The organism is Proteus sp. LHD240705, from assembly GCF_047921555.1.
GTDB lineage: Bacteria > Pseudomonadota > Gammaproteobacteria > Enterobacterales > Enterobacteriaceae > Proteus.
The window spans coordinates 477,285-501,895 of record NZ_JBLRMI010000003.1; the positions used below are offsets into that span (position 1 = coordinate 477,285).

Genomic DNA, 24,611 nt, shown 5'->3' on the forward strand with positions numbered 1-24,611 from the left:
TAACTTGGAAGTAGATTTCCTCTTCCACGAATCAACAAAAAATACCGCATGGCAACACTTCAAAGAAGTTCTAGCAACAAACCAACCACACCGAATCATTATCAAGCCTTGGAAAAACAAGCGTTCGCTATCTCAAAATGCAACTTTTCATTTGTGGTGCTCAGAGATAAGCAAATACCTATGTAAGAACAACGCCAATTACACACCAGAAACCGTTAAGGAAATGCTTAAGCATACATTCCTAGGTTATGAGGTGGTCGATATGGTTGACGTTACTACACAGCTTACAGAGCGCGTAAGAACACTTCGTAAAACATCAAAACTTGATACAGGTGAAATGTTCCACTTCATGGAGCAGGTTGAACGCTGGGCGGTAGGTATAAATTGTTTCGTGACGATACCTGATAACTCTGAATATATGAAATTGAAAAGGAAGCAAAATGAGTAAATACGACAGACCATGCAAGGGTGTGACAATCGATGTGTATGACGTTTTAAAAGCATTTGAAGTCACTAACCCAGCATTACAGCATTTAATTAAAAAAGCTCTCTGCGCTGGATTGAGAGGACATAAAGACAAAGAGCAAGATTTATGTGAAGCGCTGGCATCGGCAAAGCGGGCTATTGAGTTGGAGGCTGAGAAATGACTGAAGAGCAATACAGGACTTATGCGCGAGTGATAGTGGTTGGTCGTGAGTATATCTCATTTAATCACAACACCATCTCGCGAGTAACGGGATTAACACCCGCAAGAGTTGGAACTATTCTAAGAAAGTTACTTGCATTCCAGTGTGTAGAACATGTTGAAACAAAGAGTCGTAAACGCACTCGCCCAATCAATAACTACGCAGTAACAGACGATGCGATTACTCGGTTAAGAAATCAGTTTGAAAAAGAGCGTCTGGCTAACCTTCCGCTCTTCCTAAAAGCTAAAAAGGTTGAAGCAAAGAAACCTAGAAAAGTGCTGGATGATTTTATGCGTGGACTGTCATTTGTCGATAAGGCAAACACCGTAGGCATGGGTAATCCGATGTTGATGAAAATAGACTCGTTACTCAAAGGGGTTCGCAATGAACTGCATGTCATGCAATAGACAGCTAACAGATGATGAAATTTATGTGTGTAGCAAGTGTGCTGATGAATACGCTCATTTGGAAGTGATGGATAAAATCAAAGGAGAGGGAGATGCCGAGGTATCGCAGTAAATATAAACACAAACATAAACATCCAAAGAAACCACAAAAGGAGTTTGAACCAATGTTTAATGCCAATTTATTACGCTATGGAAAATTTGTCGCAATATGGTTTATCGCCATGTTAATTCTTGGAGTTATTTTGGGGTGATGTATGCAAAGTTTAAGGCGACGGCGCTGTAAAATATGCCGAGAGTGGTTTCACCCTAAATACAGTAACATTTGGTGGTGTTGCCCAGAACACGGAGCAGAACTGGCAATAAGGCGAATAAACAAGGAAAAAGAAAAAGTATTAGCGAAACGTAAAAAGGAGCAAAGAGCAAAGGAAGTTAAAGCAAAAGATAAACTCAAAGCCCGCAAGTTAGCAGTAAAACCCCTCTCATATTTCACCAAACAAGCACAAACCGCATTCAACGCATTTATCAGAGAAAGAGACAAGGATGAGCCTTGCATCTCGTGTGGTCGTTTTCACGAAGGTCAGTATCACGCAGGACACTATCGAACCACAGGAGCAAATCCTGAGCTTAGGTTCGATGAAGATAACTGCCATAAGCAATGCGCACCATGTAATAACCATCTATCGGGAAATATCGAAAATTACACACCTCGACTAATAGAGAAAATTGGTCAGGAGCGTTTCGACCGACTAATGGGTTCTCATGAATTGCCAAAGTGGAAGCGCGAGGATTATGAGCGGATACGTGATCACTATCGTAAGAAGTTAAAGGAGCTGAAAGATGTTCACTGACTTAATCGCAGCTATTGAAGAAGCAAGATATTTAAAATCCAGATCAGGCGGTCGAGTTAACTTCTGTGTAATCCAGATTGCTGAATGCATGGAAGTATTATGCGGGCTGATGGATGGTGTCAGGGTTTTATATACAACTGCGAATGATGATTATCACACAGTATTACCGGAGGCGAGATGAGCTATATCGGAGAGAAAGAGTTAACAGATGAGCAGTTTCGCTGGCTAGATGGATGGTTAAATCTGTGGGGGGCGTGGGTATATTCTGGTCGTATCGATATTCGTATGATCAACATGATTTATAAATTCATGCAAACAGTAGAGCCAAGTAAAAACCCATCAAGACCTATGTGCAATGATGATGAAGGAATGTTGATTTCTCAGGTCGTAGATTCAGTCATCGCCACTGACACACAGGCTTATGGAATATTACTCAGTTATTACGCTCATGGTTCATCTAAGTTGTCGATTGCATCTTACTATCACCGAGTTGCAAAACCACGCAAAATGAAAACGAGAGGGGGAAATAAATACGGCAAGCCATCTCATAGAACCTGCAGGAGAGAAGTTGACGAAAAACTCAAGGCTGCTCAGTGGTTATTGTACGAACCTCTGCGAAATGCAATGAATAATCGTAAACGTGTGGCTAAAGTAAAGAAAATAGCCGAACTTTGCTATTGACATTAATGGACAAATGGACAACAATTATAAGGTAAGTTGCTTTACGTGACTCTTAAGTTTACTTACCTCATTCAAGACCTCGCTTCGGCGGGGTTTTTTGTTACAGAAACAGTGCCCCTCATAGTCCCTACGCAGAGCGGAGGAATCTGGTTTGCGATACACTTGGGGCTTTCTATTTTAATTCCCCCGAATTCTAGGGAATAGCAACCTGTAAGTAATTATTACAAGTTCACATGTTCGGTTATTCCGAACAACTCATTTTGAAGATCGCTTAGGCGGTCTTTTTTTGTATATGCACCAGTAGCTCAATGGTAGAGCGCTCGACTCATAATCGATGGGTTATCGGTTCGAATCCGTTCTAGGTGCACCAAATATGCCGACCACAGAACAATTACCCTCGTTATCACATTCACTCAAAATCTGTGAGTCGGCGTTCTATTAACTAATTCCTCCAGAAAGGAGGCGGTATGACACGAATGGACGAGAAAGACAAATTCAGTGCCACCGCATGGGGTGTCATATTCGCTATCTCCCTATACGGCGGATTAGCTAGATATATTATCGACAATAAGCGCAATGGTTATCGGTGGAGCTGGGTGGGAGCAATTATGCAAATGTTCGTATCTGGCTTTGCTGGAATGATGGGTGGTCTTATATCAATAGAGCTTAACGCCTCATTCTACTACACGTTATTTACGGCTGGCTTATGTGGTTCCGCTGGCTCTTTAGCATTGGATTTCTTCTGGGATAAATTTACAGGAGGCAGGAAGTGAGTAAGTTTAGATTAAGCAGGCGTAGTGAAGAAAACCTCCGTGGCGTTCATCCTGATTTGGTTAAGGTAGTACATCGAGCATTAGAAATTACCGATATTGATTTTATGGTGATTGAAGGTAAGCGCAACGAAGCCCGCCAACGGCAGTTAGTTGCAAGCGGTAAAAGCCAAACGATGAATAGTCGTCACTTAACTGGCCACGCTGTTGATTGTGCTCCGCTGGTAAATAACCAGATCCCTTGGAATGATTGGTCATACTTTAAAAAAGTAGCTGATACCATGATGCAAGCGGCGAAAGAGTTCGGCGTCGATATCGAGTGGGGCGGTAACTGGAAAACATTTAAAGATGGCCCTCACTTCCAATTAACCCATAAGACATATCCAGCATGAGTAAAAAACTGTTAATTGCCTGTGCTGTGATGATGACGCTGTTATTTATCATGACTCGATGGCAGGCAGGAAAAATCGATGAGCTGAAAGAATCAAACCAATCACTCACTGAACAACTATCCCAACAAGTCGGAATCAACAAAGACTACCAAGCCCGTATCACTCGATTAAATCAACTCGATATTCGTCACTCACAGGAGTTAGCCAGTGCAAAGAATGAAATCGACAATCTTCGTGATGCTGTTAGTTCTGGTTCTAAGCGGGTGTACATCAAAGCCGAGTGTCCAGCAGTCACCAAGAATCCCACCGAAAGCGGAAGCAATGAAGTCACCGCACGACTTAACAAAGCAGTTGAACAAGATTATCTACGTCTCAGAGAAATGATAATCGAGAACGAACAGCAAACTTTGTATTTGCAGGATTACATTAAAACGGAGTGCTTGCAGTGAAAATATATCTAGTCACATGTAATGATCTTAGTCTGAATAAGAAATACGTAATGTGTGCATTTAAAATAAAGTTACATGCTGAAGAGTTTATTAAGCAATTTGATGATAAGTCGAATAAAGAGCTTTCTATTGATGAAGCTCATTTGAATTAACTCCCAACAAGAAAGCAATACGGGAAATTGAACAACAACGACAGGTGATGAAATAAAAAAAAGCCCAGCATGGGTGCGTGGGCAAGCTAGCAAGATATTAATCAAAGTATAGTGATACTTACTTAGTATAGCTTAAGTAGGTATATATACTAGATTGATAATTCTGATTAACCTATTTCCTACCTAAATAAAAAACGCAAGATAAAAATAACCCTGTGAGTTTGGGCTCCCACAGGGATTTCACCAGTATGTGTGAAAACAATAGATTACCAATATCCAGTAAGCCAATCTGTTAATAATCAACGTAAGTTTTTAGAAAACAACCGCCTCGCTCAATAGCGGGGCTTTTTAATGGAGAAATATCATGATGCAAAAAGATAAGCACTCTGGTTTCACAGCAGATAAGCACTGCATCAATCACGCTGGTGAACATTACTGGTACAAAAATATTGAAGGCGGGTTCACTGAATGCTGTGAATATGGCGTTGAGTGTGAAAAGCATAAAGCTATCCGAGACAAAGAATAACCCCGACAAGGTGACAGGAGGTGATCCTTCTTGCTGACGGGTAAGCCGTAAGTGACCAAAGTAACGTATTGATACGTGATGATGGTTGCGATTAACTTCACACAGGAACATCAAATGACAGAAATTACAGCACAGAATCAAATGCGCTTAGAACTACTCCGATTAGTTGGCAATGATACCGCAGCAGCTCAAGCGGCTATCGAGTTCGTAAAAGACGACGCACTTAAGTTTGAGTTATTCAAAGACGCATACAAAACATGCCAGACAGAAGCTCAGTTTGTAGCGCGAGCACAGAAAGCAGCCCGTGATGCTCAAGAGGCATTAGATTTATTCGCACAGTAGTTAATTACACAGCTCATTTACGAGTGGGCTGGATAATTGATTAAAGGGGGATATATGAAATTACATAAAAAAGTAAAAGTCCCCATATACGGACTTAATATTCATATCTGCGCTACTGAGGATGTTGCAGATAATATTTATGGTTCTGGCATACATAGATCATCAAATATGGGTCAGGTTGTTCAGATTGAAAACACAAAAACTGGTGAGATGCTTATCCTCATTAGCTTTAAAGATATCGATTGTTTTAATGCCGACACTATATCTCATGAGTCAGTGCATGCCGCATGGAAGGTGTTAGAAATAGTTGGTATTAAAGTAGACTACGAAAATCATGAGGCGTTGGCGTATCTAACTGGTTGGATTAGTAATGAGATAAATAAGTTTTATTACAAAATTAGTGATGATGGTGATGACTTATGACAAAGAAAAACAAAGGTGGTCGCCCGTCTAGTTATATGCCGGAAGTTGCAGAGGATATTTGCAAGCTTTTAATGGAAGGTGAAAGCCTGCGCCAGATATGCAAAAGACCTAGCCTACCTGCGATAAGCACAGTAATGGAATGGCTGCAAAGGCATGAAGAGTTTCGGGAACAATACGCGCACGCGCGCGAGGTTCAGGCGGAATTATTAGCCGAAGATATCATCAACTTATCTGATGCGGTTATTGAAGATGGTGCGGCAGTTGCTAAGGCTCGTTTGCAGGTTGATGCCCGTAAATGGTACGCATCCAAGTTGGCACCTAAACGTTATGGTGATCGCATTCAACACGAACAGAAAATTACTATCACTGATTTGACCGATGAAGAATTAGATAAGCGCATTAAGGAGCTAAATAATGGACAGGGAGCAGAAAATTGAGCTTCTTAGGCTCCTTGAGGAAAAATCCCGCCGCGCAAATGTCTACCGCTACAAAACTTATTACGAAACTCGCTACCCTTGGCAAAAGAAATTCATTGCACTAAGTATCGAATATTCGCAGGTTGCATTGATTGCAGCTAACCGAGTCGGAAAGACTGACACAGCTACCTATATCGACGCTATTCATGCAATGGGTGATTATCCTGACGATTGGGAAGGGTATAAGTTCGAGCATGCACCGCTTATCTGGTGCCTTGGTTACTCTGGTGAAAAGTGCAGAGACTTATTGCAAGCACCCATCATTGGCAGGAAAACGGATAACGGCTGGCAGGGTGGGTTGATCCCTAGTGAGTTGATTGTCGATACTGAGCCAATGGCTGTTACGCCTAATGCCGTTCGTTCTGCATACATCAGGCATAAATCAGGTAACTTATCAAAGATTCAATTCTGGTCATACTCACAAGGTCAGCATGCATTGATGGGTGATAGTGTTGATTGGTTCCATATCGATGAGGAGCCAAAAGACCCTACTATTTATCCGCAGGTTTTAACTCGTACCGCAACAGGTGATAAAGGTCGCGGTGGTCGTGGAATCCTGACATTTACACCAGAGAACGGCAGAACAGATTTAGTTATTAGCTTTATGGATGCTCCATCATCTGCTCAAACGTGTATGAATGTTGGTTGGGATGATGCGCCACACTTGAGCGAAAAAGTTAAAACTGAATTACTAGCTTCGTTCCCGCCACATCAGCGTGACATGCGGACTAAAGGTATTCCGATGCTTGGTCATGGTCGTATTTATGACTTTGGTGAAGAGTTTATAACGTGTGACCAATTTCCTGTTCCTGATCACTGGGCTGTAATTGACGGTATGGACTTTGGGTGGGATCACCCTCAAGCACACATACAGTTAGCTATCGATTTAGATAATGACGCTTATTACGTCACTAGGGCATGGAAGGCTAGTAAGACATCCCCTGCTGAGGCGTGGGGTGCTGTAAATAAGTGGGCTAAAGATATTCCTACCGCATGGCCACAAGATGGATTGCAAACTGAAAAAGGCTCTGGTTTACAGCAAAAAGAATATTACGAAGATGCAGGGTTTAAGATGCTTAATGATCCTGCTCAGTGGCCTGATAAATCCCGCTCTGTTGAGGCTGGTCTATTTGAAATATATGACCTAATGAGAACAGGGCGATTCAAAGTTTTCCGTGGTTTGCGTGATTGGTTTGAAGAATACAACTTCTATCATCGCGACGAAAAAGGAAAGATTGTTAAAACTCGTGACGACTTACTTGATGCTACTCGATACGCCTACATGATGCGCAGATTCGCAAAACGATTTGGCGAGATAGGAAAGGTTAAGCAGCGAGTAATTCCCGCACCGATTAGGCCGATTAGGAGATAATAATGGTCGATAGAAAAGAGCGGCTTGAGAAAATACTTCGCAAATTCGACCTCGATTACTCTGCATCTGAAAATGCCAGAACGGAGGCGAGAAACGATTTATTCTTTAGTCGTGTTAGTCAGTGGGATGATTGGCTTGAAAGCTACGTCACATTGCAATACCGAGGTCAGTTTGATGTAGTGCGCCCAATGGTTCGTAAGCTAGTTGCTGAGATGCGTAAGAATCCTATTGAGGTTCAGTACAGGCCAAAGGATAACGCGCCAGCAGATGCCGCTGATATTCTCATGGGCATGTATCGAACTGACATGCGTAACAATAGCTCAAAGATTGCCGTTAACGTGGCAGTGAGAGAGCAAATCGAATGTGGTTACGGTGCTTGGCGTTTAGTTACTGAGTATGAGGACGATAACCCAACCAGTAATAACCAGATTATCCGACGTGTTCCAATGCATGAGTCTTGCACTCACGTTATCTGGGATTGCAATGCTAAGGCAATGGATAAGTCGGACGCTAAGAATTGCACCATCATTCACGCAATGAATGTTAATGGGTGGGAGTCTTTCGCTGAGCAGTACGGGTTAGATCCTGATATTCAACCATCTTTCCAATCACCTAATAACGACTTACTTTTCACTTGGTCGAATGGAAAGACAATTCATATTGCTGAGTATTACGAGGTAGAGGAAAAGAAAGAGTTAGTATTTGTCTATCGTGATCCGCTAACTAATGACCTTAAAACGTACTCGGCAAAGGAAGCGAAAGAAAAGATTGATGAATTGGCTGATGCTGGTTATGAGAAAGTAGGTGAGCGTAAAGTTAAAAAACGCAGAGTCTATAAGTCAATCATCACTAGCACAGGTGTCCTGAAAGATAGAATGCCGATAGCTGGCGAGCATATTCCAATTGTACCTGTGTATGGTGAGTGGTCATTCTTTGATGATAATGAACTGTATGAAGGAGTTGTCAGATTATCTAAAGATGCTCAACGGTTGCGTAACTTTATCTTATCCAAGTCTGCTGACACCGCAGCTAAGTCACCTAAGAAGAAGCCATTTTTTCACCCTGAGCAAATAGCAGGGTATGAGCACATGTATAGCGGTGAGGATGACTATCCTTACTATCTAATCAACCGTACTGATGAGAACAATGCTGATCTTCCTCCTTCTCCTGTTGCGTATATGGAGAATGCCGAGGTTTCACAAGCTGACGCATTACTACTAGAAGTTGCAACGGAAGCCGCCAAGTCAACAGCTCGTGTCGGTGTTGATACTGAGGCGGCTAATGGGCAAGTAGCGTTTGATACTGTCAATCAGCTTAATAGCCGCATCGACCTAGAAACCTATGTATTTCAGGATAACTTAGCTATCGCAATGCGCCGTGATGGTGAAATTTATGCATCAATTGCAGCTGAGATATACGACACAAATCGAACAGTAACAACAACTGCTGAAGATGGAGGTGAGAATCAGATTGAGCTAATGCAGGAAGAATTAGACTTTCGCAAAGGTGAAATGATTGTTCGCAATGATATCCGAGGCAAGTACGAAACATTTACTGATGTGGGTCCATCTTTCCAATCACAAAAAGATGCTGCTAGGGCTGAGATAGGCGAGCTTATCACCAAGGTTCCAGTAGAGCATCCAATGTGGAATGTCATGATGCTTACATATGCAAATATGATGGAAGGCAAGGGCGTTGAATACATCAGAGATTACGCCAACAAGGAATTGATTGTTAATGGCTTGAAGAAACCAGAGACCGAGGAAGAGCAACAATGGTTGATGGAAGCTCAACAAGCAGCACAAAGCAATCAAGATCCAATGATGGTGGCAGCACAAGCCGAGCAGAAGAAAGCAGAAGCCGAACTGGTTAACGCACAGAATCGCATGGCTGAAACACAAATAAAAGCATTTACCGCTCAGAATAATGCACTTGAATCACAGGCCAACACTACATTGACCTTAGCTAAGGCTGAGGACTTGAAGCAAGGCGCAGTGATGCAAGCAATTAAACTTCTGAACGAGGTTGCACAACAGCAACAACAAAATATTCCTACCGACAATAACGTCGAGAAAAATCCTCAAACCATGTAAGAGAGTTAAATATCATGAGCACAACCACCGAAATTCAGAATAAATCTGAAGAGTTAATCCTGTCTGGCGATCAGGCGGCGGCATCCGCAGATGGCTCAGTTATCGATAATGCCAACGGTAACGCAGGACAAGAAGAAGGCTTCGATATTGTACTGAAAGACGATGAGAGCACACAGGAAGGAAAGCCCAATAACAACGCTGTTCAAGCGGCAAAGCGTATCGCTCGCAAACGCCAGAAAGAAATCGAACAGCAGGTTAAAGCTATTGAAAACGGCGAGCTTCCAGAACACTTGCGTGTAAAACCTGAACTTCCTGCAATGCCAAAATTAGATGATTACTTGTCTGATGAGGCATTAGGAAAATATGACTACGACACACACAAAGCAAACGCAGCATTCCAAGCTGATTTATTGCAGTGGCAAAACAAAGCTTTGGATGCAAGAAGTAAAGCGGTGGCTGATCAGGGGCGCAAAACTCAGGAATATACACAGCAAGGTCAACAAGTAGCTAATGCAATCAAGGCGCACTATGATGCGGCTGAGAAGCTAAACCTGCCTGATTATCAGGAAAAAGAAGATTCTGCATTGCAAGTATTACCTCAAGGTGTCTATGAAGCAATTGCTCAAAACTTCCCAGATAAATCAGCTGCAATCATTTATTACTTGGGCTCAAACCCAGAAAAAGCCAAAGATTTATTTAGCAAAAACCCAGTCCAAACAACTATTGAGCTAACTCGATTAGCTGATCGTTTAACTCTCAAGCCTCGCGGTTCACAACGTTCATCCGCGCCTCCTGCTGACGAGCCTATTAGCGGTGATGTTACAGCGGCAAATGTCGCGGCATTACAAAAGCAAATGGATGATGCAGCAAGTAAAGGTGATGTACAAAAGTACCGCGCTATCAAGGCTAAATTACAAGGAATAAAATAATGGCTTTAAATGAAGGTCAAATCATCACCTATATGGTGGATGAAGTAGTAAACACTATCGAAAATAACTGCCCGATGGCTCAGCGTGTAGGTAAATACACACCTCCAGCTGGTGATATGCAACGCTCACAAAATACAGTCTGGATGCCAGTAGAGCAAGAAGCACCGACTCAACAAGGTTGGGATTTAACCAATAAAGCGACAGGTATCTTGGAGCTTTCTGTTAAATGTAACATGGGCGTTCCTGATAATGATTTCTTTGGTTTGCGTGCCGATGATGTGCGCGATGAAACCTCATTGCGTCGTCGCATCCGAGCTTCAGGTTTGAAATTAGCAAACAACGTGGAAACGTCTATTGCTAAACAGGCGGCTGAAACTGCCTCACTGGTTATTGCTGATGCTGGTGATCTATCTAACGGAGCAGATTCTTGGGGTTTTGTATCTCAGGCCGAATCTCTTATCTTCTCTCGTGAGTTAAACCGCAATGAAGGGTTGAGTTACTTCTTTAACCCTGACGATTACCTAAAAGCTGGTTATAACTTGGTTGGTAAAGATTTATATGGTCGCATTCAAGAGGAAGCGTACAAATCAGGAACCATTCAAAAACAAGTTGCAGGTTTTGAAGACGTTCTTCGCTCGCCTAAACTTCCAACGTTATTAGCGGCAACTGCCACGGGTGTTACCGTCGATGGTGCTCAGAAGTTCAAGCCTGAGGCGTGGAAAGAAGATGTTGATGGAAACCGTGAAAACGTTGATAACCGCACGGCAGTAGTTAAAGTTAGTGACGGATCAGCATTTAAACGTGGTGATAAGATCAGCTTTGCTGGTGTTAAGTTCATCTCGCAAATGGCGAAAGACTTACTGACACAAGACGCAACGTTTGCAGTGGTTGGTGTTGAGGGTAACAACATCACTATCATGCCGAAACCTATCGCTCTGGATGATGTGGCTCTGAAACCGGAAGAGCGTGCATATGCCAACGTTAACACCTCATTGGCGGCAGGGGCTGCAATCAGTGTCATTAACGTGAAAACTGCCAAGACAAATATCTTCTGGGCTGATGACTCAATCACTCTGCTGTCACAGCCGATCCCTCTTAATCATGCGCTGTTCAGTGGAATGAAAACTGAGTCATTCAGCATCCCATCTGTCGGTCTAAATGGCGTTGTTGCATATCAGGGTGATATCTCAACACTGGAAGGTAAATGTCGTATTGCTGTGTGGTATTCAGCATGCACTAAACGACCTGAAGCTGTCGGTGTTGGTCTTACTGGTCAAAAATAAATCCTCGTTGTTATTTGGGAGCTTCGGCTCCCTTTTTTATTGGAGATGACAATGAAAACGATGCTTTATAAATCTGATGGTGATGTGAAAATTTGGGGGATGAGCCTTCAAATTATCACTGTCAACGATGATGAAATTGAAAGTCATTTGAAAGATGGTTGGTGTAAAAATCCAAACGACACCAAGAAGAAGGCTGAAGATAAACCCGCTACCAAGAAAAAGGCGGTAAAAGATGCAGATCATAACAAAGGGTGAGTTAGTCGTAGCGGCATTACGTAAGTTAGGTGTTGCTTCCGATGCTACATTAACCGATATCGAGCCACAGTCATTAGAAGATGGCGTGGTTGATTTAGAGTCAATGATGCATGAGTGGTTTGAAGATGGCGCGGGAATTCATACTGGTTATAAGTTCGCTGATGAAGATACACCCATTGACCAAGGTGATGAGCACGGGTTGCACAAGCAAGCAATCAATGCGGTTATCTATAACTTAGCCACTCGTATCGCTCCCGATTATCAAATCATCCCACTCGATAAAGTTATTACAACTGCTAGATATGGCAAAGAAAGACTCATGCGCAGTTGTGCTTTAAAGAGAGCTAAAAATGCCAGATCTCATCATCCAGATGGTTTCCCTATTGGCTCAGGTAATCGCTTATTAACGATGACTGGTCAACGATACTTCCACAGGAGAAAACCACATGCCAAGAATTCAGATCCCTCTTGCTAGAGGTTTGCGAAAAGACCCGCATACAGCAGATTATATTGACGGCCTTCCAGTTAATATGTTGGCCACACCAAAAGAAGTATTGAATGCGTCCGGTTACTTGCGCTCATTTCCTGCATTAGAAAAGCGTCATAGTGTTGATGGTGTATCTCGTGGTGTTCAGTACAACACGAAAAACAACACGGTCTATCGAGTGTGTGGTAACAAACTTTATCGTGGGAAGAATGCTGTTGCTGACATTCAAGGTAAAGATAGGGTGACTATGGCGCACTCTGGTTACAGTCAAGCAGTAGCGTCAGGCGGTAAGTTAAAACTCTATCGCTATGATGGTGAGGTTAAGGAGTTATCTAACTGGCCTGAGGAAGAGGTAATCACTGAAGGCTATAAACGCGACGTTAAGAAATGGACTCATAAAGACGGCAATGATGATTTTGTGCCACTCACAAAGAATGATCTGGATGGGTTCTTAACGTTAAAAATCACACCTAAAACCTCTGATGGTAAAACTGGTAATGAGATGCTTATCACTGAGCAAATGGTAGGTGTTAAATTATCTCAGCAGGAAGATGACGAGAAACCTTATCTTACTGACGTTCTAGTCGAAGGTGTTAAGCGTGCAGGCGGTAAAATCACAGTAACGTATAAAATGAACCTTGCTAAATCCAGCGAACTAACAGCAAAAGACGTTACTGAGTTTGTAATGACACAAGAAGTGTTAGAGGTAGTTGAAAGGTATCCTCAATACGAATTAGGTGATGTTGTTGATGTCGCTCGTAACCGAGGGCGCTATATTTGGTTACAGAAAGGAGGTGAAAGATTCGGAGTTACTGACTTAGATGATGAGTCAAAGCCTGATAAATTCCGTCCATTTTACACCGCTGAATCTCAACCTGACGGCATAATTGCCATTGCCTCTTGGCGTGATATGGTTCTTTGCTTTGGTTCTTCAACTATCGAATATTTCACAATTACAGGTTCAACGAGTGCGTCACAAGTAATATACGCGCCACAACCATCTTATATGGTTCAGATGGGCATTGCTGGTCGTGACGCTAAGTGTAAGTTCGGTGAATCATTTGCATTCATCAGCAACCCAGCGAACGGCGCGCCGTCTGTCTATATTCTCGGCTCTGGTTCTGCTAGTCAAATATCTACCGCAAGCATTGATAAGATCATCCGTAGTTATACTTCAGACGAGCTGTCACTGGCAGTTCTTGAGAATATTCGCTTTGATGGTCATGAGTTACTCATTGTTCACTTACAACGCCATACACTTTGCTTTGACGCAGCGGGAAGCCAGCAATATCCGCAGTGGTGCATTCTAAAGTCTGGGCTGTATGAAGAAAATTATCGTGCAATTGATTTTATGTACGAAGGTAATCAGATCACTGTCGCAGATAAGAATGAGGGACTTGTTGGTAATCTTACTTTCAATAAATCATCTCAGTACGACAAACAAGTAGAGCATATTTTATACACGCCCATGGCTAAAGCCGATAACGCAAGGGTGTTTGATTTAGAGCTTGAGGCATCAACAGGTGTTGCTCAGGTTGCTGATAAGTTATTTCTCTCTGCAACAACTGATGGCGTTAACTTTGGTCGTGAGCAAATGATTGAACAAAACTCACCTTTCCAATATGACCGCCGCGTGTTATGGCGACGAGTAGGAAGAGTGAGAAAGAACATAGGGTTTAAGGTTCGTGTTATCACTAAGTCACCTGTAACTCTGAGTGATCTATCGATGAGGGTCGAATGATGGCAAGTGAAAACCTTTCTAAACCCATAGAAATTCAATCCGCTTACATTGTTCCAGATATCCTACCGACTAACTTTAGTGAAACATATCGACGAATAGTGCTTAGCGGTGCTGATGATATGGCAAAGGTGGCTGGTCGTGCAAATGAGGCTGGCGCTGAAGCTTTCGATGCTCAAAAGAGGAATGATGAGCAAGATATTGTTCTTGAAGATCATGAGGAAAGACTTGGTGAAGCCGAACAAACAATTGTTGAGCATGGTATTAAGTTAGCTAATCATGAAGAGCGAATCACAAAAACAGAAGAGGATTTATCTAAGTTAGAGGTAAGAGTTCTTAACGTTGAGCAGGACGTTGATGGGCTGAAAATAAAGATACAAGACCTCGATGGTCAAATATCTGAAATCAAAGTTGATTACGTTTCTCTCAGTAAAACAGAAAAACAGAAGCTTTTATCTCCTATCGATGTTTCAACGTCCTACTCAGTAAACGGAACTAAAGTTGTTGGCACTCGCGTTACTGGCTTTACATCAGCAACAGGAACAGCATTTAAGGGCTCGTTTAATGCTAACCAGTCCTACTCATTCAGCGCCGATTACACTCGTTCAGAAATGCAAACTCTAGCAAACGGGTTAATAGAGGCAAGACAACGAATCAAGGCGCTCGAAGATGCACTTCGCTCACACGGATTAATAGACTAATGGAAATTAAAATTATTGATAATCCTATTCGACTATCTGAGTTTTTAAATGATAAGTCGAACACGGGAAATATCGTTGATAGCAATGATCAGTACTTCATTAAACCCAATGCGCTTTACTTAGGTATTTATGAGGGAGTTCTATTGGTTGGTGTTTTCGAGGTGCGTAATTTTTGGCATACAGTTGTTGAGTGTCACGCCATATTTGATGCTGGATTCCGTGGTAAATACGCCTTTGATGCACATAAATTATTCTGCAAATGGTTACTGGAAAACAGTCAATTCACTAACTCAGTAACTATGGTTCCTGATACTACAAAATATGGTCGCGTTATTGTGAAAATGATTGGTGCTACACGTGTCGGTCATTTAGATGATGCATATATGAGTAATGGCAGACCAGTAGGTGTCACCATCTATCAACTCAAACGCGAACAGTACGAGGAGTTATTAAAATGCTGATTATTTCAGAGAAATTCAGAAACTCACTGCTACCAATGAATGGGTATATGAAAGGTGGCGGTGATGGTGGTGCTGGTGCTCAAGCTGATGCGACTCGTGAAGCCACGGCGTTACAGCGTGAAATGTGGCAGACGAACATGCAAAACCTTGCGCCGTTTACGCCGCTTGCCCAGCAATACATTGGTCAATTGCAAAACTTATCTTCTTTAGAAGGTCAAGGTCAAGCATTAAACCAATACTACAACTCTCAAGCATTTAACGATTTATCAGGTCAGGCAAGATACCAACAATTACAAGGTGCGGAAGCCTCTGGAGGATTGGGTTCAACAGCAACAAGTAATCAACTTGCATCTATCGCTCCTACGCTTGGTCAAGGTTGGCTGGCTGACCAGATGAATAACTACCAGAACTTAGCCAATGTTGGGCTTGGTGCTTTGCAGGGTCAGGCTAGTGCTGGTCAAAACTACGCAAACAATATGGGGCAATTGCTACAACAAAATGCAAATGCTCAAGCGGCTATGGCTAATCGACCTTCACAATTTCAGCAAGGGATCACGGGTGGTTTAGGTGGTGCAATGGCTGGGGCATCCATTGGTGGTCCATGGGGCGCTGCAATCGGTGGCGGTCTTGGATTGCTCGGAGGATTGTTCTAATGGCAACTTGGCAACCTAGTAATGGAGCTGGTTTTTTAGGCTCTATTGGCTTAAATAATTCAAATGCACCTCAAGCAAGTGATGCAAATTTCGTAGTTGATTCCATCAATAGAAGTAATGAGATAGCCCGCTCTGGTGGTAACAATATTCTATTGCAAGGTTTGCAGGGTCTGAAAGGAATTAAAGACACCATCGGAGAATATCAAGCACAAGAAAGACTAGGTGAATTCCAAAAAGCATGGGGTGAGGCATACGCAAATAGTGATCGCGATGGTATGAGGCAGTTACTAGCGACTTATCCTGAATACGCTCAAGCTATTACTGGAGGTATGCAAGGCGTTTCCGCTGATGTTCGCGAATCCTTGGGTAACTTATCATCTGGCTATCGCAATGCGGTAATGAATGGTAATGCTACTGACTACGTTAGACAGAATGCTGATACATTCCGTCGCCTTGGTATTGACCCAATGGAAGCCGTTTCTATTGCAGAAAAAGACCCTAAAGCGGCTGTTCAATTAGCGGACCACATTGGCATGTCATCACTAGGAATTGATGATTATTTTAACCTGCAAGATAAACAACTTGGCAGACAGATTGACCAAGGTCGTTTGGATGAGCAAATCAGAAGCAATCAAGCTGGCGAAGCATTAACAAGAGAAGGCCATCAGATACAGGTTCGCGGTCAGAACATATCCGCTCAAAACTCTATGCGTTCAGCTAGCTCAGCAGGAAGTAAGCCAGCGGCAGTTCAGGAGTATGAGTACATGATGACACTTTCACCTGAGCAACGTAAACAGTTCTTGGCGCTCAAAGGCAAATCGGGAACTGAAATGCAACAAGCTCAACTGGCTAATGGTCAGACTGTGATGATAGACCCCAATGCACAAGGCGCTGGTGATTCCAAATATTACAAAGGGTTTGATGCGAACGGCAATGTAGTAACTATTCCTGTTAACGCTTTATCTAGTGTGTCATCTACTGCTGGAACAGCATCAAGCACGAGAATGAATGAGGATTTATCTTTAATTGCAAATGCTCCAGCCTCTCAGCTAAATGCAATAACTGGTGTTACCGGAGGTACAGGGACAGCACCGATTACCGCAGATGCAGGGACTAGAACGGTAAATAAAGATGCAAGGGCTCTTTATAATGCTGCTCAACGCATTCAAGGAAACATGCAGAATCAAGGTATTGGCGCAGCTAGAGAGATGGGTGCAAGTGGAATCAATACTGTCGCTGAGGCTAAGATGTTCTTCCAGTCCATGCCGCAACTTGATTACTCTAGCCCAGAAGCATTGCAAAACTCAGTTAAGATAATCGATCAGTATACAAAGGCATTCAACTCTAAAAATAATGCCAATTTAAGCTCACCAGCAAGTCAGCAACCAACACAACAAGCGCCCGCTAATAATCAAGGTGGGTATTCTAATCTCTGGGGTGGGTAATGGCTAAACCATGGAAAGAGGTGATCTCGTCACCTGAGTATCAATCACTATCTAACGAACAAAAGGTATCAGCACAGGAGCAATATTTTAATGAAGTAGTTGCTCCAAATGTTGGTAACGACGTAGATAGCGCAAGACAACAATTTTATACCGCATACCCACTTCCTCAATCACAACCAGAACAAGCAACCCAACCACCACAGCCAGAAAACAGCTACATTGCTGGCATGAAACAAGCTAACCAGAACCTTTCACAAGGTTTACAGCAATCGTCTGATGATGCTAAAGGTTTCCGTGAAAACGTAATAGATGCTTTTACTGGCGAAAGCAAGATGACTCCTGAAGTTCAAGGACTAGAGGGGATCATGTCTTCGCCAGAAATGAATGCATTTAATACTGATGCAATGAAAGCGGCTTGGGTGCAAATGTTCGGTAATGATAACGACTTTGTAAAAGTCATCAGCAATATGGGCGGGCAAGTATCTCAAGATGAAAAGGGAAATTTACTGGTTGATTTCCCGTCCGGTCGCTACGCATTAAACAAGCCCGGTCTATCATCTGAAGACATAATGCCATTTATTGCAAACGCAGTTGCGTTTACCCCTGCGGCGAGAGCGCCAACAATTGTCGGTGCAACAGCCAGATCAGCAGGTACAGACTTAGCATTGCAGTCATCCGTTAATATGGCAGGTGGTGGTGATATTAACCCGTGGCAAACTGCATTGTCTGCTGGTATTGGTGGGGGAGGGAAAGCTATTGAGCGCGGACTTAGCGGTCTATCTCGTGCAACAAGTGGAAATATCGCGCCAGAAACTCAACAACTATTAAGGAATGCGGAGCAAAACGGAATAGATGTACTAACAACCGATGTTTTACCGCCAAGAACGTCAGTAGGAAGACAGCTTCAACAAGCTGGTGAACAAAGCATTGGCGGCACTGGTAACCGCAGGGCAATACAAGCAGAGCAAAGAGAAAACTTTGTCGAGTCTGTTCCGCAGATGATTGAGCAAGAATTCGGTATTTATGCTCCGCATGTTATGCAGGGAGAAATTAACGCAGGATTGCGCAGGGCTAAAGACATGCATGGTGGCGTGATAAATAACATTACTCAGCAAATGACAGGTGTTCCAGTTACTCCAACCAGATCTATTCCAGCAATTGATGAGGCATTACAACGGATAGGAAATGGCTTAGCTCCAAATAACGCCGCTACGCAAATACTAACGAACCTCAGAAATAGGGTTGCAAATGGTGCTAGCTTTGAAGAGCTTCGTAATTTGAGGACAGAGCTTCGTCAAAGTTTGCAGGGCGATAACTTAGCAATGCCTACAGCTCTTGAGTCTGCATACAACAGAATAAACACAGCCATGACAAATGACATGAATAGATCTGTTGGTCAGAATCTAGGTGCTGGTGCATTAAATCAGCTTCGTCATGCAAATAACGAATACCGAAACATAGCGAGAGGGATAGAGAAAACAGGGCTAAAGAACGCTTTGGAGAAAGGTGACATCACACCAGAGCTAATCAACAATCTTGTTTACAGTAAGCGTCCTAGTGATATTGCCAGAATATTCAATATGGTCAATGAGAATGGCAGAAACCAATTACGATCTGCTTATTTGACTCGCGCCTACGAAAAGGCAAATGGCTCTCCTCAGCGCATGGTTACTCAATTAAATCAGCTAATTAATCAGTCAAACGGTCAGGTGTTTAATACAGTCTTTAACCAGCAACAACGAAGAATGGTTGAGGGAATGCGCGATGTTCTTGAGGCAACCAGAAGGGCTAGTACAGCAAACCAAGTTACGCAAACGGGGATGTCACTAATAACGCCAACACGAACAGCGGCAACGCTATTAACTGGCGGCACTTCTCTTGGTATTGAAGCTGGAACCGGTTTAATTGCTAGAATGTATGAATCACCAGCGATAAGAAACATGTTGTTACGCCTACACAACACACCACGAGGAAGTACTGCCAGAGATAGAGCGATAACTAATATCATCAACACTCTAACTGCTACTGGTCAAGCCGAAAGCAGGAAATAATCAACTAGGTTATGGACAACCTACAAAATAACAACACCGCTTAGTTGCGGTTTTTTTACGTCCAAAATACACCAGATTAACACTGGTGCGACTACTCACGCTTGGAGAAAGCAATGTCAGATATTATTCCTAATGTCGTCGTGTCAATGCCGTCACAATTATTCACTCTAGCAAGGAAATTCCAAGCGGCGAGTAATGGTAAGATTTTTATTGGTAAAATTGACACCGACCCAACATTACCAGAAAACCAAATTCAGGTTTATTTAGAAAATGAAGATGGTTCTCATATTCCAGTGCATCAACCATTAATTATCAACCAAGCTGGATTTCCTGTATCTGGTGGCCAGATTGCTAAGTTTGTGACCGTGGAAGGTCATTCAATGGCTGTGTATGACAGTTACGGCGCACAGCAATTCTATTACCCCAATGTTTTAAAGTACGATCCTGATCAGTTTGGTATGAAAATTTCAGGAAATTTTGGCTGGTCATATATTGGTTCTGCTAATTACGATGACATAAGAAATTACTCTGGAGATAGGGATAGAGCGTATGTTTATGGGAGAAGCTCTGTTTTCGATGGTGCTAATGGTGAATTTTTCGTTGATAACGAGGATAGGGCATCGGAGGATAACGATGGCACCGTATTGGTAGATTTAAAAGGAAGGAGATGGAAGCGTGTTTATAATGGTAAACTTAACGGTCTCTGGTTCGGGATGGATAGAAATGGCGTCTTAAGTTCATCAGTTCAATTTAATAAACTACTATCATCAGGTGTCGATATAATTATACCCAGTGGAAGCTACTTGTTATCAGGTGAACATAACTTAAAGAATGGACAAAGTATTTATTTTGATAATGTAGAAATAAAATCTGATGGAAGCGCATCAGAAAACTCAATGCTAATAATCAATAATGACGATATAACAATAAGTGGAAAGCTAACAATAAATGGAGAAAAAATAGATAAATCACTGGAATATCCAAAAATAGCTATTGGAATTAGAATTGGTAGCGAGAGGCAGGTTAATGGGGTTAATATTAGCGGAGTTCATTTTTTTGCGGTAACTTACGGCTTATTTGTCACTGGAGCCAGAAACTCATATATTTCTAACTGTAAGGCAAGTTTATGTAGCGATGGATTTCGCATGGCATCAAATGCGTCAGGGATTGCAGAAAGTTTCGGTCTGGAAAATTTAAATTTTAAAAGTTGCACTGCAAGCAACAATGGGATTACATTCATGCCGGATTCTGGAACTATCTCAACTGAAAGTTGTTGTGGATTTAAAATCACTGATATACCAATTAAAAACCTAACATTTGAAAATTGTATTTCTGAGTTAAATTGCGGATTTGGTTTTAATATACACGGGCATAAGTACTTATCAAAACCAGATGATTTTATTATTGATAACATTAAGTTTATAAATTGCATTGCCACTAAAAATAATGTCCCTGAAGATAATTTGCCAGAAGACCAAACTCCCCCAACTGGGTTATGTAGTGGGTTTTACATCGGATTAATTGGTAGTGACATTAGCAATGTACTCATTGATAATTGTAGCTCAAATGGGAATATTGGCGATGCTGTTCATATTAGATCCCTTGATGATGTCAGTACATTAAGGGGACTAAGCGTAAACAATATTTCAATGACTGGTGTGGTGAGATCAAAAAACAGCAAGATAAGATCTGAAAACTCTCTGCTAAGAATATCAAATGTACATAACCTAAGTATCTCTGGAATTAATATTCTTGATGTTGCCGGAAGATATGACTTTATTATTTATTCTAGAAATTTAACAGGAAACGTTAGTTTATGTGGCGTAGTAAATGGAGATTCTCCAAACCTAATGTACGCTCAATCATCATCTAGCAGTTACGTAAATAAAATATCAATAAGCAATTTAAGATACATAAAAGGTGCAAATCTAAATCCAGCTTCAACAACTACACCTATAGCCATTAGAGTTATTGACTTCGACGAAGTGTTAATCGATGGGGTATCAATAAGTGATACTTTGATCGGTGATTTATCATTACATTATGGAATTAGGCAGGAGTCTCCTTTGCGTGAATCAAAAAGCATAAAGGTGATCAATTCTGTAATATCTGGCACAAACACATCAAGCAGGATAAAAGGATCTGCTGTTGATATATCCTCAAAAGGAGGTTCTAAATCATTTGTATCAAATACTCTTTCTAATAGCGATACTGGCATAAGTGGGAATCAAAGTGAGAATGCTATTTTTATAGGAAATCATTTTGTTACAGGAACGGTAACTACACAGGTAAGAAACTTCGCGCCAAGCGCAATAAAAGTTGGTAATTTCGGATTGCCTAATAGCTAATATTGTGGCAGGGATGGAACCCTGCCAAAGCGTAAATCATTTTTTAATAAATGGATGCTCTATATATTTAAATGTTAATGATGATATTAACGTTATGAAAAACGACATAATTACAGCTATTGATAAGGTTACTATCACACTTGAATCACCAAGATTAATTACTTTTTTTATCACCTCACCACAGAAATAAAACAAAAATGCATGAGTTAGATATGTGCTGTAGCTTATTTCACCAAGAAATCTAAGTGCATTAATTTTTAATATTTTTGGGGATGCAAATATAACACTAAAGAAAAGAACGCTTGAAAGAACGTATCTCAATATACTATATGGGTCATCATTTATGTAGATTGACAACAAATTTACAATAACAGCGGCAACAAAAATAAATGTGAAAGCTCTGTTTTCTGATGGATTGAATTTATTTTTTATATATGCACATAGCCCGCCAGTTAAAAAATAATTATACAAAACACCTTTGTCATTGAATAAAAATACAATCAGCCATATTATAGAAATAAGAATAAATATATTTTTTATTTTTTTATTTGACATGCAAGCGGCTACCAATGGTAGAAAAAAGTAAAACTTCCACTCATAAGTCAGAGTCCAAAACATCGTTAACGAATGACCAAGTTCGTGACCGTCAACGTTGTATTTTGTGCCATAAAACCCAAAACTAAAGACTTTAACTGTTTGAAATAAAAAGTTACTATCAATGTGAAAATTAATCATAAATAGCATTGTTACTGCAATGATTGAGCAAACAAAAGCATATAGAGGAACAAGTCTCTTTATTCTTGAAATAAAAAAAGAATTCCAGTTGATGTTTTTGTCTCTTATTATTTTATTAAAAAACAAGAAACCAGTAATGCAGAAAAACATCTGCACACCAATAGCTCCTAGATTCGCATGGTAGTACATATCTTGTTTGAATATTTCATCATTTGTTACACCAGACATAGTCACCCTCCAGCTATGCGCGCAAATAACACACACAGCCGCTATGCCTCGCAAACCGTCTATTTGCTGATATCTTGACCCAGAATCACTCAAATGAGGTAATAGTTTAACTTTGTATAATATGTAGGACATAAATATAAAAGAGGCGAATATAGTTGGAGCTAGTAAGTATCTTGGTTCAATAGTAATCATCTTTATTTCTTTTTATTAACTCATCTAATTTATCAAATGATACTTAATAGCATCGTGAATACAAATTTTAATTTACATACCGAATGATAATTATATTTAATCACTCTGTTTTCAAATACTGCACTGAATTCCCATCAGGCAATTTCTTACTTCTCTCACGATAAAACGCTAGTCGCTCATTAAAGTACTCGCGCAAATGTGCTGGTTGTTGTCGTTCAACTTCGGACGCAACAACTGGCATGTTTAGGCGCTCTTTATATGCGACCCCACTTGCGGCTAAATCGACATTCACTTTGTCTTTTTCTTCTTGGGTTAGGTTTGCGAGGTTCATAATAGATCCGGTTAGTTTTTGGAGAGTATAGCAGGGTGTGGAATTAAAAATGAGGAGGTGGTATAAAAGTATCACCTTTCTTTTTATCAATTCAAAATTATCCCCAATTCTTGCAGTGAGTACATAATTGAGTACAGAATAAAGCAGGCTAAAAAATAAATTATTAACAATCAGTTATTTAAAATAAATTCACATAGTCATGAACGTAAAATGTGGGCGTTTTCGCTGAATTAGACAAGGTTTCCTACCGTAAAGTTATTGATGATTTTTTTTAAATCATTACTCAATGAGTTGTATTGGGTTTAATTAAGACCATGGTAAACCATAATGCGGTAAACGTGAAATGTCAGATCAAAGCGTGCTTATGTAGTGTTTAATATAAGGTGTTGCTGTGAGAATAAGTAGGAGCGTACCCCCGCTAATATTGATTACTTTTTTCATAGTAACAATATTGATTTTTTGTGATGACAATAAAATAAAACTACAGCAAGCAATTAGCCAGATACTCATCATGAAAATATGAATAGAAGATAAAGCAAGATAATTACCTAGTGTTGGCGTCGCACCAGCATAACTAGAAACAACCACAAGATATAACATAATTGCTTTAGGATTAAGCACATTAGCAATATAAGCTGTTTTGATAGAGACTTTTTGATGAATAATTGTGGTGTTTTTAGAGGCTTTTAATCCAGAACGTATCAAAGAAATTCCAAGATAAATTAAATACAAGTTACCAAGAATAGTTAATACCATAAAAGCAGAAGGGGACGAAACTAATAATTTTGTTATTCCTAATCCGACCAAAAGCCCGTGAGTAATAATGCCTAATGCGGTGCCTATAATCGTGATCAATAACCCTTTTATGCCATAGGTTAAGGTGTTATCTAAAGCAATTGTAAAACTTGCACCCGGTGAGATAATTATCGGCAGTAACGTAATAATAAAACCAAGTATATCCATAGTATTGTCTTAGATAGTTTTAAGCGAATTATGGAGGACACTGTTATTTTAACAAAGGAGATTAAAGAAAAGGGATTATATGATGCCTTTTCGTGCGTTTTACTGTCAGTAATGGCAATAAAAGATAAAGGTAGATCTAGAGCACATAACTCAAGTTGTTAACGTTAACTTATGTGCCTTATGTCACATTAAAG

At 41.0% G+C, this 24,611-nt stretch carries 28 protein-coding genes and 1 tRNA gene; 26 read left to right on the forward strand and 3 right to left on the reverse strand.

Going from position 1 to position 24,611, the window contains the following annotated elements; genetic code table 11:
• Positions 1–4: 4 nt before the first annotated feature.
• The 26 genes from ACNART_RS08455 (at position 5) to ACNART_RS08580 (ending at position 21,968) form a co-directional block, all read left to right on the forward strand.
• The gene (locus tag ACNART_RS08455; protein WP_416303545.1) at positions 5–448 is read left to right on the forward strand and encodes a YbcN family protein; all 444 of its coding nucleotides are present in this window, start codon (positions 5–7) and stop codon (positions 446–448) included.
• Positions 441–647 carry a hypothetical protein gene (locus tag ACNART_RS08460; RefSeq protein ID WP_350405027.1) on the forward strand — a complete coding sequence of 69 codons (207 nt, stop codon included), beginning with the start codon at positions 441–443 and terminating at the stop codon, positions 645–647. Before ACNART_RS08455 ends, ACNART_RS08460 begins: the two co-directional genes overlap by 8 nt.
• On the forward strand, positions 644–1,093 hold the full coding sequence (locus tag ACNART_RS08465) for a hypothetical protein (protein WP_416303546.1): 450 nt from the start codon (positions 644–646) through the stop codon (positions 1,091–1,093). The genes ACNART_RS08460 and ACNART_RS08465 overlap by 4 nt, the downstream gene beginning before the upstream one ends.
• A gap of 254 nt (positions 1,094–1,347) precedes the next feature.
• On the forward strand, positions 1,348–1,941 hold the full coding sequence (locus tag ACNART_RS08470) for a recombination protein NinG (protein ID WP_416303547.1): 594 nt from the start codon (positions 1,348–1,350) through the stop codon (positions 1,939–1,941).
• A 177-nt stretch (positions 1,942–2,118) separates the two neighbouring features.
• Positions 2,119–2,622 carry an antiterminator Q family protein gene (locus tag ACNART_RS08475; RefSeq protein WP_416303548.1) on the forward strand — a complete coding sequence of 168 codons (504 nt, stop codon included), beginning with the start codon at positions 2,119–2,121 and terminating at the stop codon, positions 2,620–2,622.
• A 294-nt stretch (positions 2,623–2,916) separates the two neighbouring features.
• Positions 2,917–2,992: transfer RNA gene (locus ACNART_RS08480), tRNA-Ile, on the forward strand.
• 106 nt (positions 2,993–3,098) lie between these two features.
• Positions 3,099–3,395 carry a phage holin family protein gene (locus ACNART_RS08485; protein WP_074379366.1) on the forward strand — a complete coding sequence of 99 codons (297 nt, stop codon included), beginning with the start codon at positions 3,099–3,101 and terminating at the stop codon, positions 3,393–3,395.
• On the forward strand, positions 3,392–3,784 hold the full coding sequence (locus ACNART_RS08490) for a M15 family metallopeptidase (RefSeq protein ID WP_368926985.1): 393 nt from the start codon (positions 3,392–3,394) through the stop codon (positions 3,782–3,784). The genes ACNART_RS08485 and ACNART_RS08490 overlap by 4 nt, the downstream gene beginning before the upstream one ends.
• Positions 3,781–4,233, forward strand: a complete 453-nt coding sequence (locus ACNART_RS08495) for a lysis protein (RefSeq protein WP_416303549.1) — start codon at positions 3,781–3,783, stop codon at positions 4,231–4,233. The genes ACNART_RS08490 and ACNART_RS08495 overlap by 4 nt, the downstream gene beginning before the upstream one ends.
• Positions 4,234–4,752: 519 nt before the next feature.
• A complete protein-coding gene (locus ACNART_RS08500; protein ID WP_416303550.1) occupies positions 4,753–4,911 on the forward strand; it encodes a hypothetical protein in 159 nt (52 codons plus the stop codon).
• Positions 4,912–5,025: 114 nt separating this feature from the next.
• Positions 5,026–5,253 carry a DUF2560 family protein gene (locus ACNART_RS08505; RefSeq protein WP_259694984.1) on the forward strand — a complete coding sequence of 76 codons (228 nt, stop codon included), beginning with the start codon at positions 5,026–5,028 and terminating at the stop codon, positions 5,251–5,253.
• 54 nt (positions 5,254–5,307) lie between these two features.
• Entirely contained in the window at positions 5,308–5,676 is a 369-nt protein-coding gene (locus ACNART_RS08510; RefSeq protein ID WP_416303551.1) for a hypothetical protein, read from the forward strand.
• Positions 5,673–6,113, forward strand: a complete 441-nt coding sequence (locus ACNART_RS08515; protein WP_115065249.1) for a ubiquitin carboxyl-hydrolase — start codon at positions 5,673–5,675, stop codon at positions 6,111–6,113. Before ACNART_RS08510 ends, ACNART_RS08515 begins: the two co-directional genes overlap by 4 nt.
• Before the next feature lie 127 nt (positions 6,114–6,240).
• Complete coding sequence (locus ACNART_RS08520) at positions 6,241–7,524, forward strand: terminase large subunit domain-containing protein (RefSeq protein WP_416303552.1); 1,284 nt, start codon at positions 6,241–6,243, stop codon at positions 7,522–7,524.
• A gap of 2 nt (positions 7,525–7,526) precedes the next feature.
• The gene (locus tag ACNART_RS08525; RefSeq protein WP_416303553.1) at positions 7,527–9,617 is read left to right on the forward strand and encodes a portal protein; all 2,091 of its coding nucleotides are present in this window, start codon (positions 7,527–7,529) and stop codon (positions 9,615–9,617) included.
• 14 nt (positions 9,618–9,631) lie between these two features.
• Positions 9,632–10,546: a scaffolding protein gene (locus ACNART_RS08530; RefSeq protein WP_416303554.1), complete on the forward strand. Its 915-nt coding sequence runs from the start codon at positions 9,632–9,634 to the stop codon at positions 10,544–10,546.
• Entirely contained in the window at positions 10,546–11,829 is a 1,284-nt protein-coding gene (locus tag ACNART_RS08535; RefSeq protein WP_416303555.1) for a P22 phage major capsid protein family protein, read from the forward strand. Before ACNART_RS08530 ends, ACNART_RS08535 begins: the two co-directional genes overlap by 1 nt.
• 51 nt (positions 11,830–11,880) lie before the next feature.
• Positions 11,881–12,084: a hypothetical protein gene (locus tag ACNART_RS08540; RefSeq protein WP_416303556.1), complete on the forward strand. Its 204-nt coding sequence runs from the start codon at positions 11,881–11,883 to the stop codon at positions 12,082–12,084.
• Positions 12,062–12,559 (forward strand): packaged DNA stabilization gp4 family protein, encoded by a 498-nt coding sequence (locus ACNART_RS08545; protein ID WP_416303557.1) that lies wholly within the window; start codon positions 12,062–12,064, stop codon positions 12,557–12,559. The genes ACNART_RS08540 and ACNART_RS08545 overlap by 23 nt, the downstream gene beginning before the upstream one ends.
• Positions 12,531–14,312: a packaged DNA stabilization protein gene (locus ACNART_RS08550; protein ID WP_416303558.1), complete on the forward strand. Its 1,782-nt coding sequence runs from the start codon at positions 12,531–12,533 to the stop codon at positions 14,310–14,312. Before ACNART_RS08545 ends, ACNART_RS08550 begins: the two co-directional genes overlap by 29 nt.
• The gene (locus ACNART_RS08555) at positions 14,309–15,010 is read left to right on the forward strand and encodes a phage tail protein (RefSeq protein ID WP_416303559.1); all 702 of its coding nucleotides are present in this window, start codon (positions 14,309–14,311) and stop codon (positions 15,008–15,010) included. The genes ACNART_RS08550 and ACNART_RS08555 overlap by 4 nt, the downstream gene beginning before the upstream one ends.
• A complete protein-coding gene (locus ACNART_RS08560) occupies positions 15,010–15,471 on the forward strand; it encodes a DUF2824 family protein (RefSeq protein ID WP_416303560.1) in 462 nt (153 codons plus the stop codon). Before ACNART_RS08555 ends, ACNART_RS08560 begins: the two co-directional genes overlap by 1 nt.
• On the forward strand, positions 15,465–16,124 hold the full coding sequence (locus ACNART_RS08565) for a DNA transfer protein (RefSeq protein WP_416303561.1): 660 nt from the start codon (positions 15,465–15,467) through the stop codon (positions 16,122–16,124). Before ACNART_RS08560 ends, ACNART_RS08565 begins: the two co-directional genes overlap by 7 nt.
• Positions 16,124–17,569 carry a DNA transfer protein gene (locus ACNART_RS08570; protein ID WP_260797974.1) on the forward strand — a complete coding sequence of 482 codons (1,446 nt, stop codon included), beginning with the start codon at positions 16,124–16,126 and terminating at the stop codon, positions 17,567–17,569. Before ACNART_RS08565 ends, ACNART_RS08570 begins: the two co-directional genes overlap by 1 nt.
• Positions 17,569–19,620 (forward strand): hypothetical protein, encoded by a 2,052-nt coding sequence (locus ACNART_RS08575; protein WP_416303562.1) that lies wholly within the window; start codon positions 17,569–17,571, stop codon positions 19,618–19,620. Before ACNART_RS08570 ends, ACNART_RS08575 begins: the two co-directional genes overlap by 1 nt.
• Before the next feature lie 113 nt (positions 19,621–19,733).
• Entirely contained in the window at positions 19,734–21,968 is a 2,235-nt protein-coding gene (locus tag ACNART_RS08580; RefSeq protein WP_416303563.1) for a phage tailspike protein, read from the forward strand.
• Positions 21,969–22,004: 36 nt separating this feature from the next.
• Here the strand turns inward: ACNART_RS08580 and ACNART_RS08585 are convergent, their stop codons facing one another.
• The 3 genes from ACNART_RS08585 to ACNART_RS08595 form a co-directional block, all read right to left on the reverse strand.
• Positions 22,005–23,123, reverse strand: coding sequence for an acyltransferase family protein (locus tag ACNART_RS08585; protein ID WP_416303564.1), 1,119 nt, complete (start codon positions 23,121–23,123; stop codon positions 22,005–22,007).
• Between the two features lie 100 nt (positions 23,124–23,223).
• A complete protein-coding gene (locus tag ACNART_RS08590) occupies positions 23,224–23,454 on the reverse strand; it encodes a DNA polymerase III subunit theta (RefSeq protein WP_164526285.1) in 231 nt (76 codons plus the stop codon).
• Positions 23,455–23,805: 351 nt separating this feature from the next.
• On the reverse strand, positions 23,806–24,417 hold the full coding sequence (locus ACNART_RS08595; RefSeq protein ID WP_198620651.1) for a LysE family translocator: 612 nt from the start codon (positions 24,415–24,417) through the stop codon (positions 23,806–23,808).
• Positions 24,418–24,611: the final 194 nt, after the last annotated feature.

What these genes read in the sequence shown, in the direction of transcription:
- ACNART_RS08460 (WP_350405027.1), top strand. Translation starts at nt 441, where the DNA reads ATGAGTAAATACGACAGACCATGCAAGGGTGTGACAATCGATGTGTAT.
- ACNART_RS08465 (WP_416303546.1), top strand. Translation starts at nt 644, where the DNA reads ATGACTGAAGAGCAATACAGGACTTATGCGCGAGTGATAGTGGTTGGT.
- ACNART_RS08470 (WP_416303547.1), top strand. Translation starts at nt 1,348, where the DNA reads ATGCAAAGTTTAAGGCGACGGCGCTGTAAAATATGCCGAGAGTGGTTT.
- ACNART_RS08475 (WP_416303548.1), top strand. Translation starts at nt 2,119, where the DNA reads ATGAGCTATATCGGAGAGAAAGAGTTAACAGATGAGCAGTTTCGCTGG.
- ACNART_RS08485 (WP_074379366.1), top strand. Translation starts at nt 3,099, where the DNA reads ATGGACGAGAAAGACAAATTCAGTGCCACCGCATGGGGTGTCATATTC.
- ACNART_RS08495 (WP_416303549.1), top strand. Translation starts at nt 3,781, where the DNA reads ATGAGTAAAAAACTGTTAATTGCCTGTGCTGTGATGATGACGCTGTTA.
- ACNART_RS08500 (WP_416303550.1), top strand. Translation starts at nt 4,753, where the DNA reads ATGCAAAAAGATAAGCACTCTGGTTTCACAGCAGATAAGCACTGCATC.
- ACNART_RS08505 (WP_259694984.1), top strand. Translation starts at nt 5,026, where the DNA reads ATGACAGAAATTACAGCACAGAATCAAATGCGCTTAGAACTACTCCGA.
- ACNART_RS08510 (WP_416303551.1), top strand. Translation starts at nt 5,308, where the DNA reads ATGAAATTACATAAAAAAGTAAAAGTCCCCATATACGGACTTAATATT.
- ACNART_RS08515 (WP_115065249.1), top strand. Translation starts at nt 5,673, where the DNA reads ATGACAAAGAAAAACAAAGGTGGTCGCCCGTCTAGTTATATGCCGGAA.
- ACNART_RS08525 (WP_416303553.1), top strand. Translation starts at nt 7,527, where the DNA reads ATGGTCGATAGAAAAGAGCGGCTTGAGAAAATACTTCGCAAATTCGAC.
- ACNART_RS08530 (WP_416303554.1), top strand. Translation starts at nt 9,632, where the DNA reads ATGAGCACAACCACCGAAATTCAGAATAAATCTGAAGAGTTAATCCTG.
- ACNART_RS08535 (WP_416303555.1), top strand. Translation starts at nt 10,546, where the DNA reads ATGGCTTTAAATGAAGGTCAAATCATCACCTATATGGTGGATGAAGTA.
- ACNART_RS08540 (WP_416303556.1), top strand. Translation starts at nt 11,881, where the DNA reads ATGAAAACGATGCTTTATAAATCTGATGGTGATGTGAAAATTTGGGGG.
- ACNART_RS08545 (WP_416303557.1), top strand. Translation starts at nt 12,062, where the DNA reads ATGCAGATCATAACAAAGGGTGAGTTAGTCGTAGCGGCATTACGTAAG.
- ACNART_RS08550 (WP_416303558.1), top strand. Translation starts at nt 12,531, where the DNA reads ATGCCAAGAATTCAGATCCCTCTTGCTAGAGGTTTGCGAAAAGACCCG.
- ACNART_RS08555 (WP_416303559.1), top strand. Translation starts at nt 14,309, where the DNA reads ATGATGGCAAGTGAAAACCTTTCTAAACCCATAGAAATTCAATCCGCT.
- ACNART_RS08560 (WP_416303560.1), top strand. Translation starts at nt 15,010, where the DNA reads ATGGAAATTAAAATTATTGATAATCCTATTCGACTATCTGAGTTTTTA.
- ACNART_RS08565 (WP_416303561.1), top strand. Translation starts at nt 15,465, where the DNA reads ATGCTGATTATTTCAGAGAAATTCAGAAACTCACTGCTACCAATGAAT.
- ACNART_RS08570 (WP_260797974.1), top strand. Translation starts at nt 16,124, where the DNA reads ATGGCAACTTGGCAACCTAGTAATGGAGCTGGTTTTTTAGGCTCTATT.
- ACNART_RS08575 (WP_416303562.1), top strand. Translation starts at nt 17,569, where the DNA reads ATGGCTAAACCATGGAAAGAGGTGATCTCGTCACCTGAGTATCAATCA.
- ACNART_RS08580 (WP_416303563.1), top strand. Translation starts at nt 19,734, where the DNA reads ATGTCAGATATTATTCCTAATGTCGTCGTGTCAATGCCGTCACAATTA.
- ACNART_RS08585 (WP_416303564.1), bottom strand. Translation starts at nt 23,123, where the DNA reads ATGATTACTATTGAACCAAGATACTTACTAGCTCCAACTATATTCGCC.
- ACNART_RS08590 (WP_164526285.1), bottom strand. Translation starts at nt 23,454, where the DNA reads ATGAACCTCGCAAACCTAACCCAAGAAGAAAAAGACAAAGTGAATGTC.
- ACNART_RS08595 (WP_198620651.1), bottom strand. Translation starts at nt 24,417, where the DNA reads ATGGATATACTTGGTTTTATTATTACGTTACTGCCGATAATTATCTCA.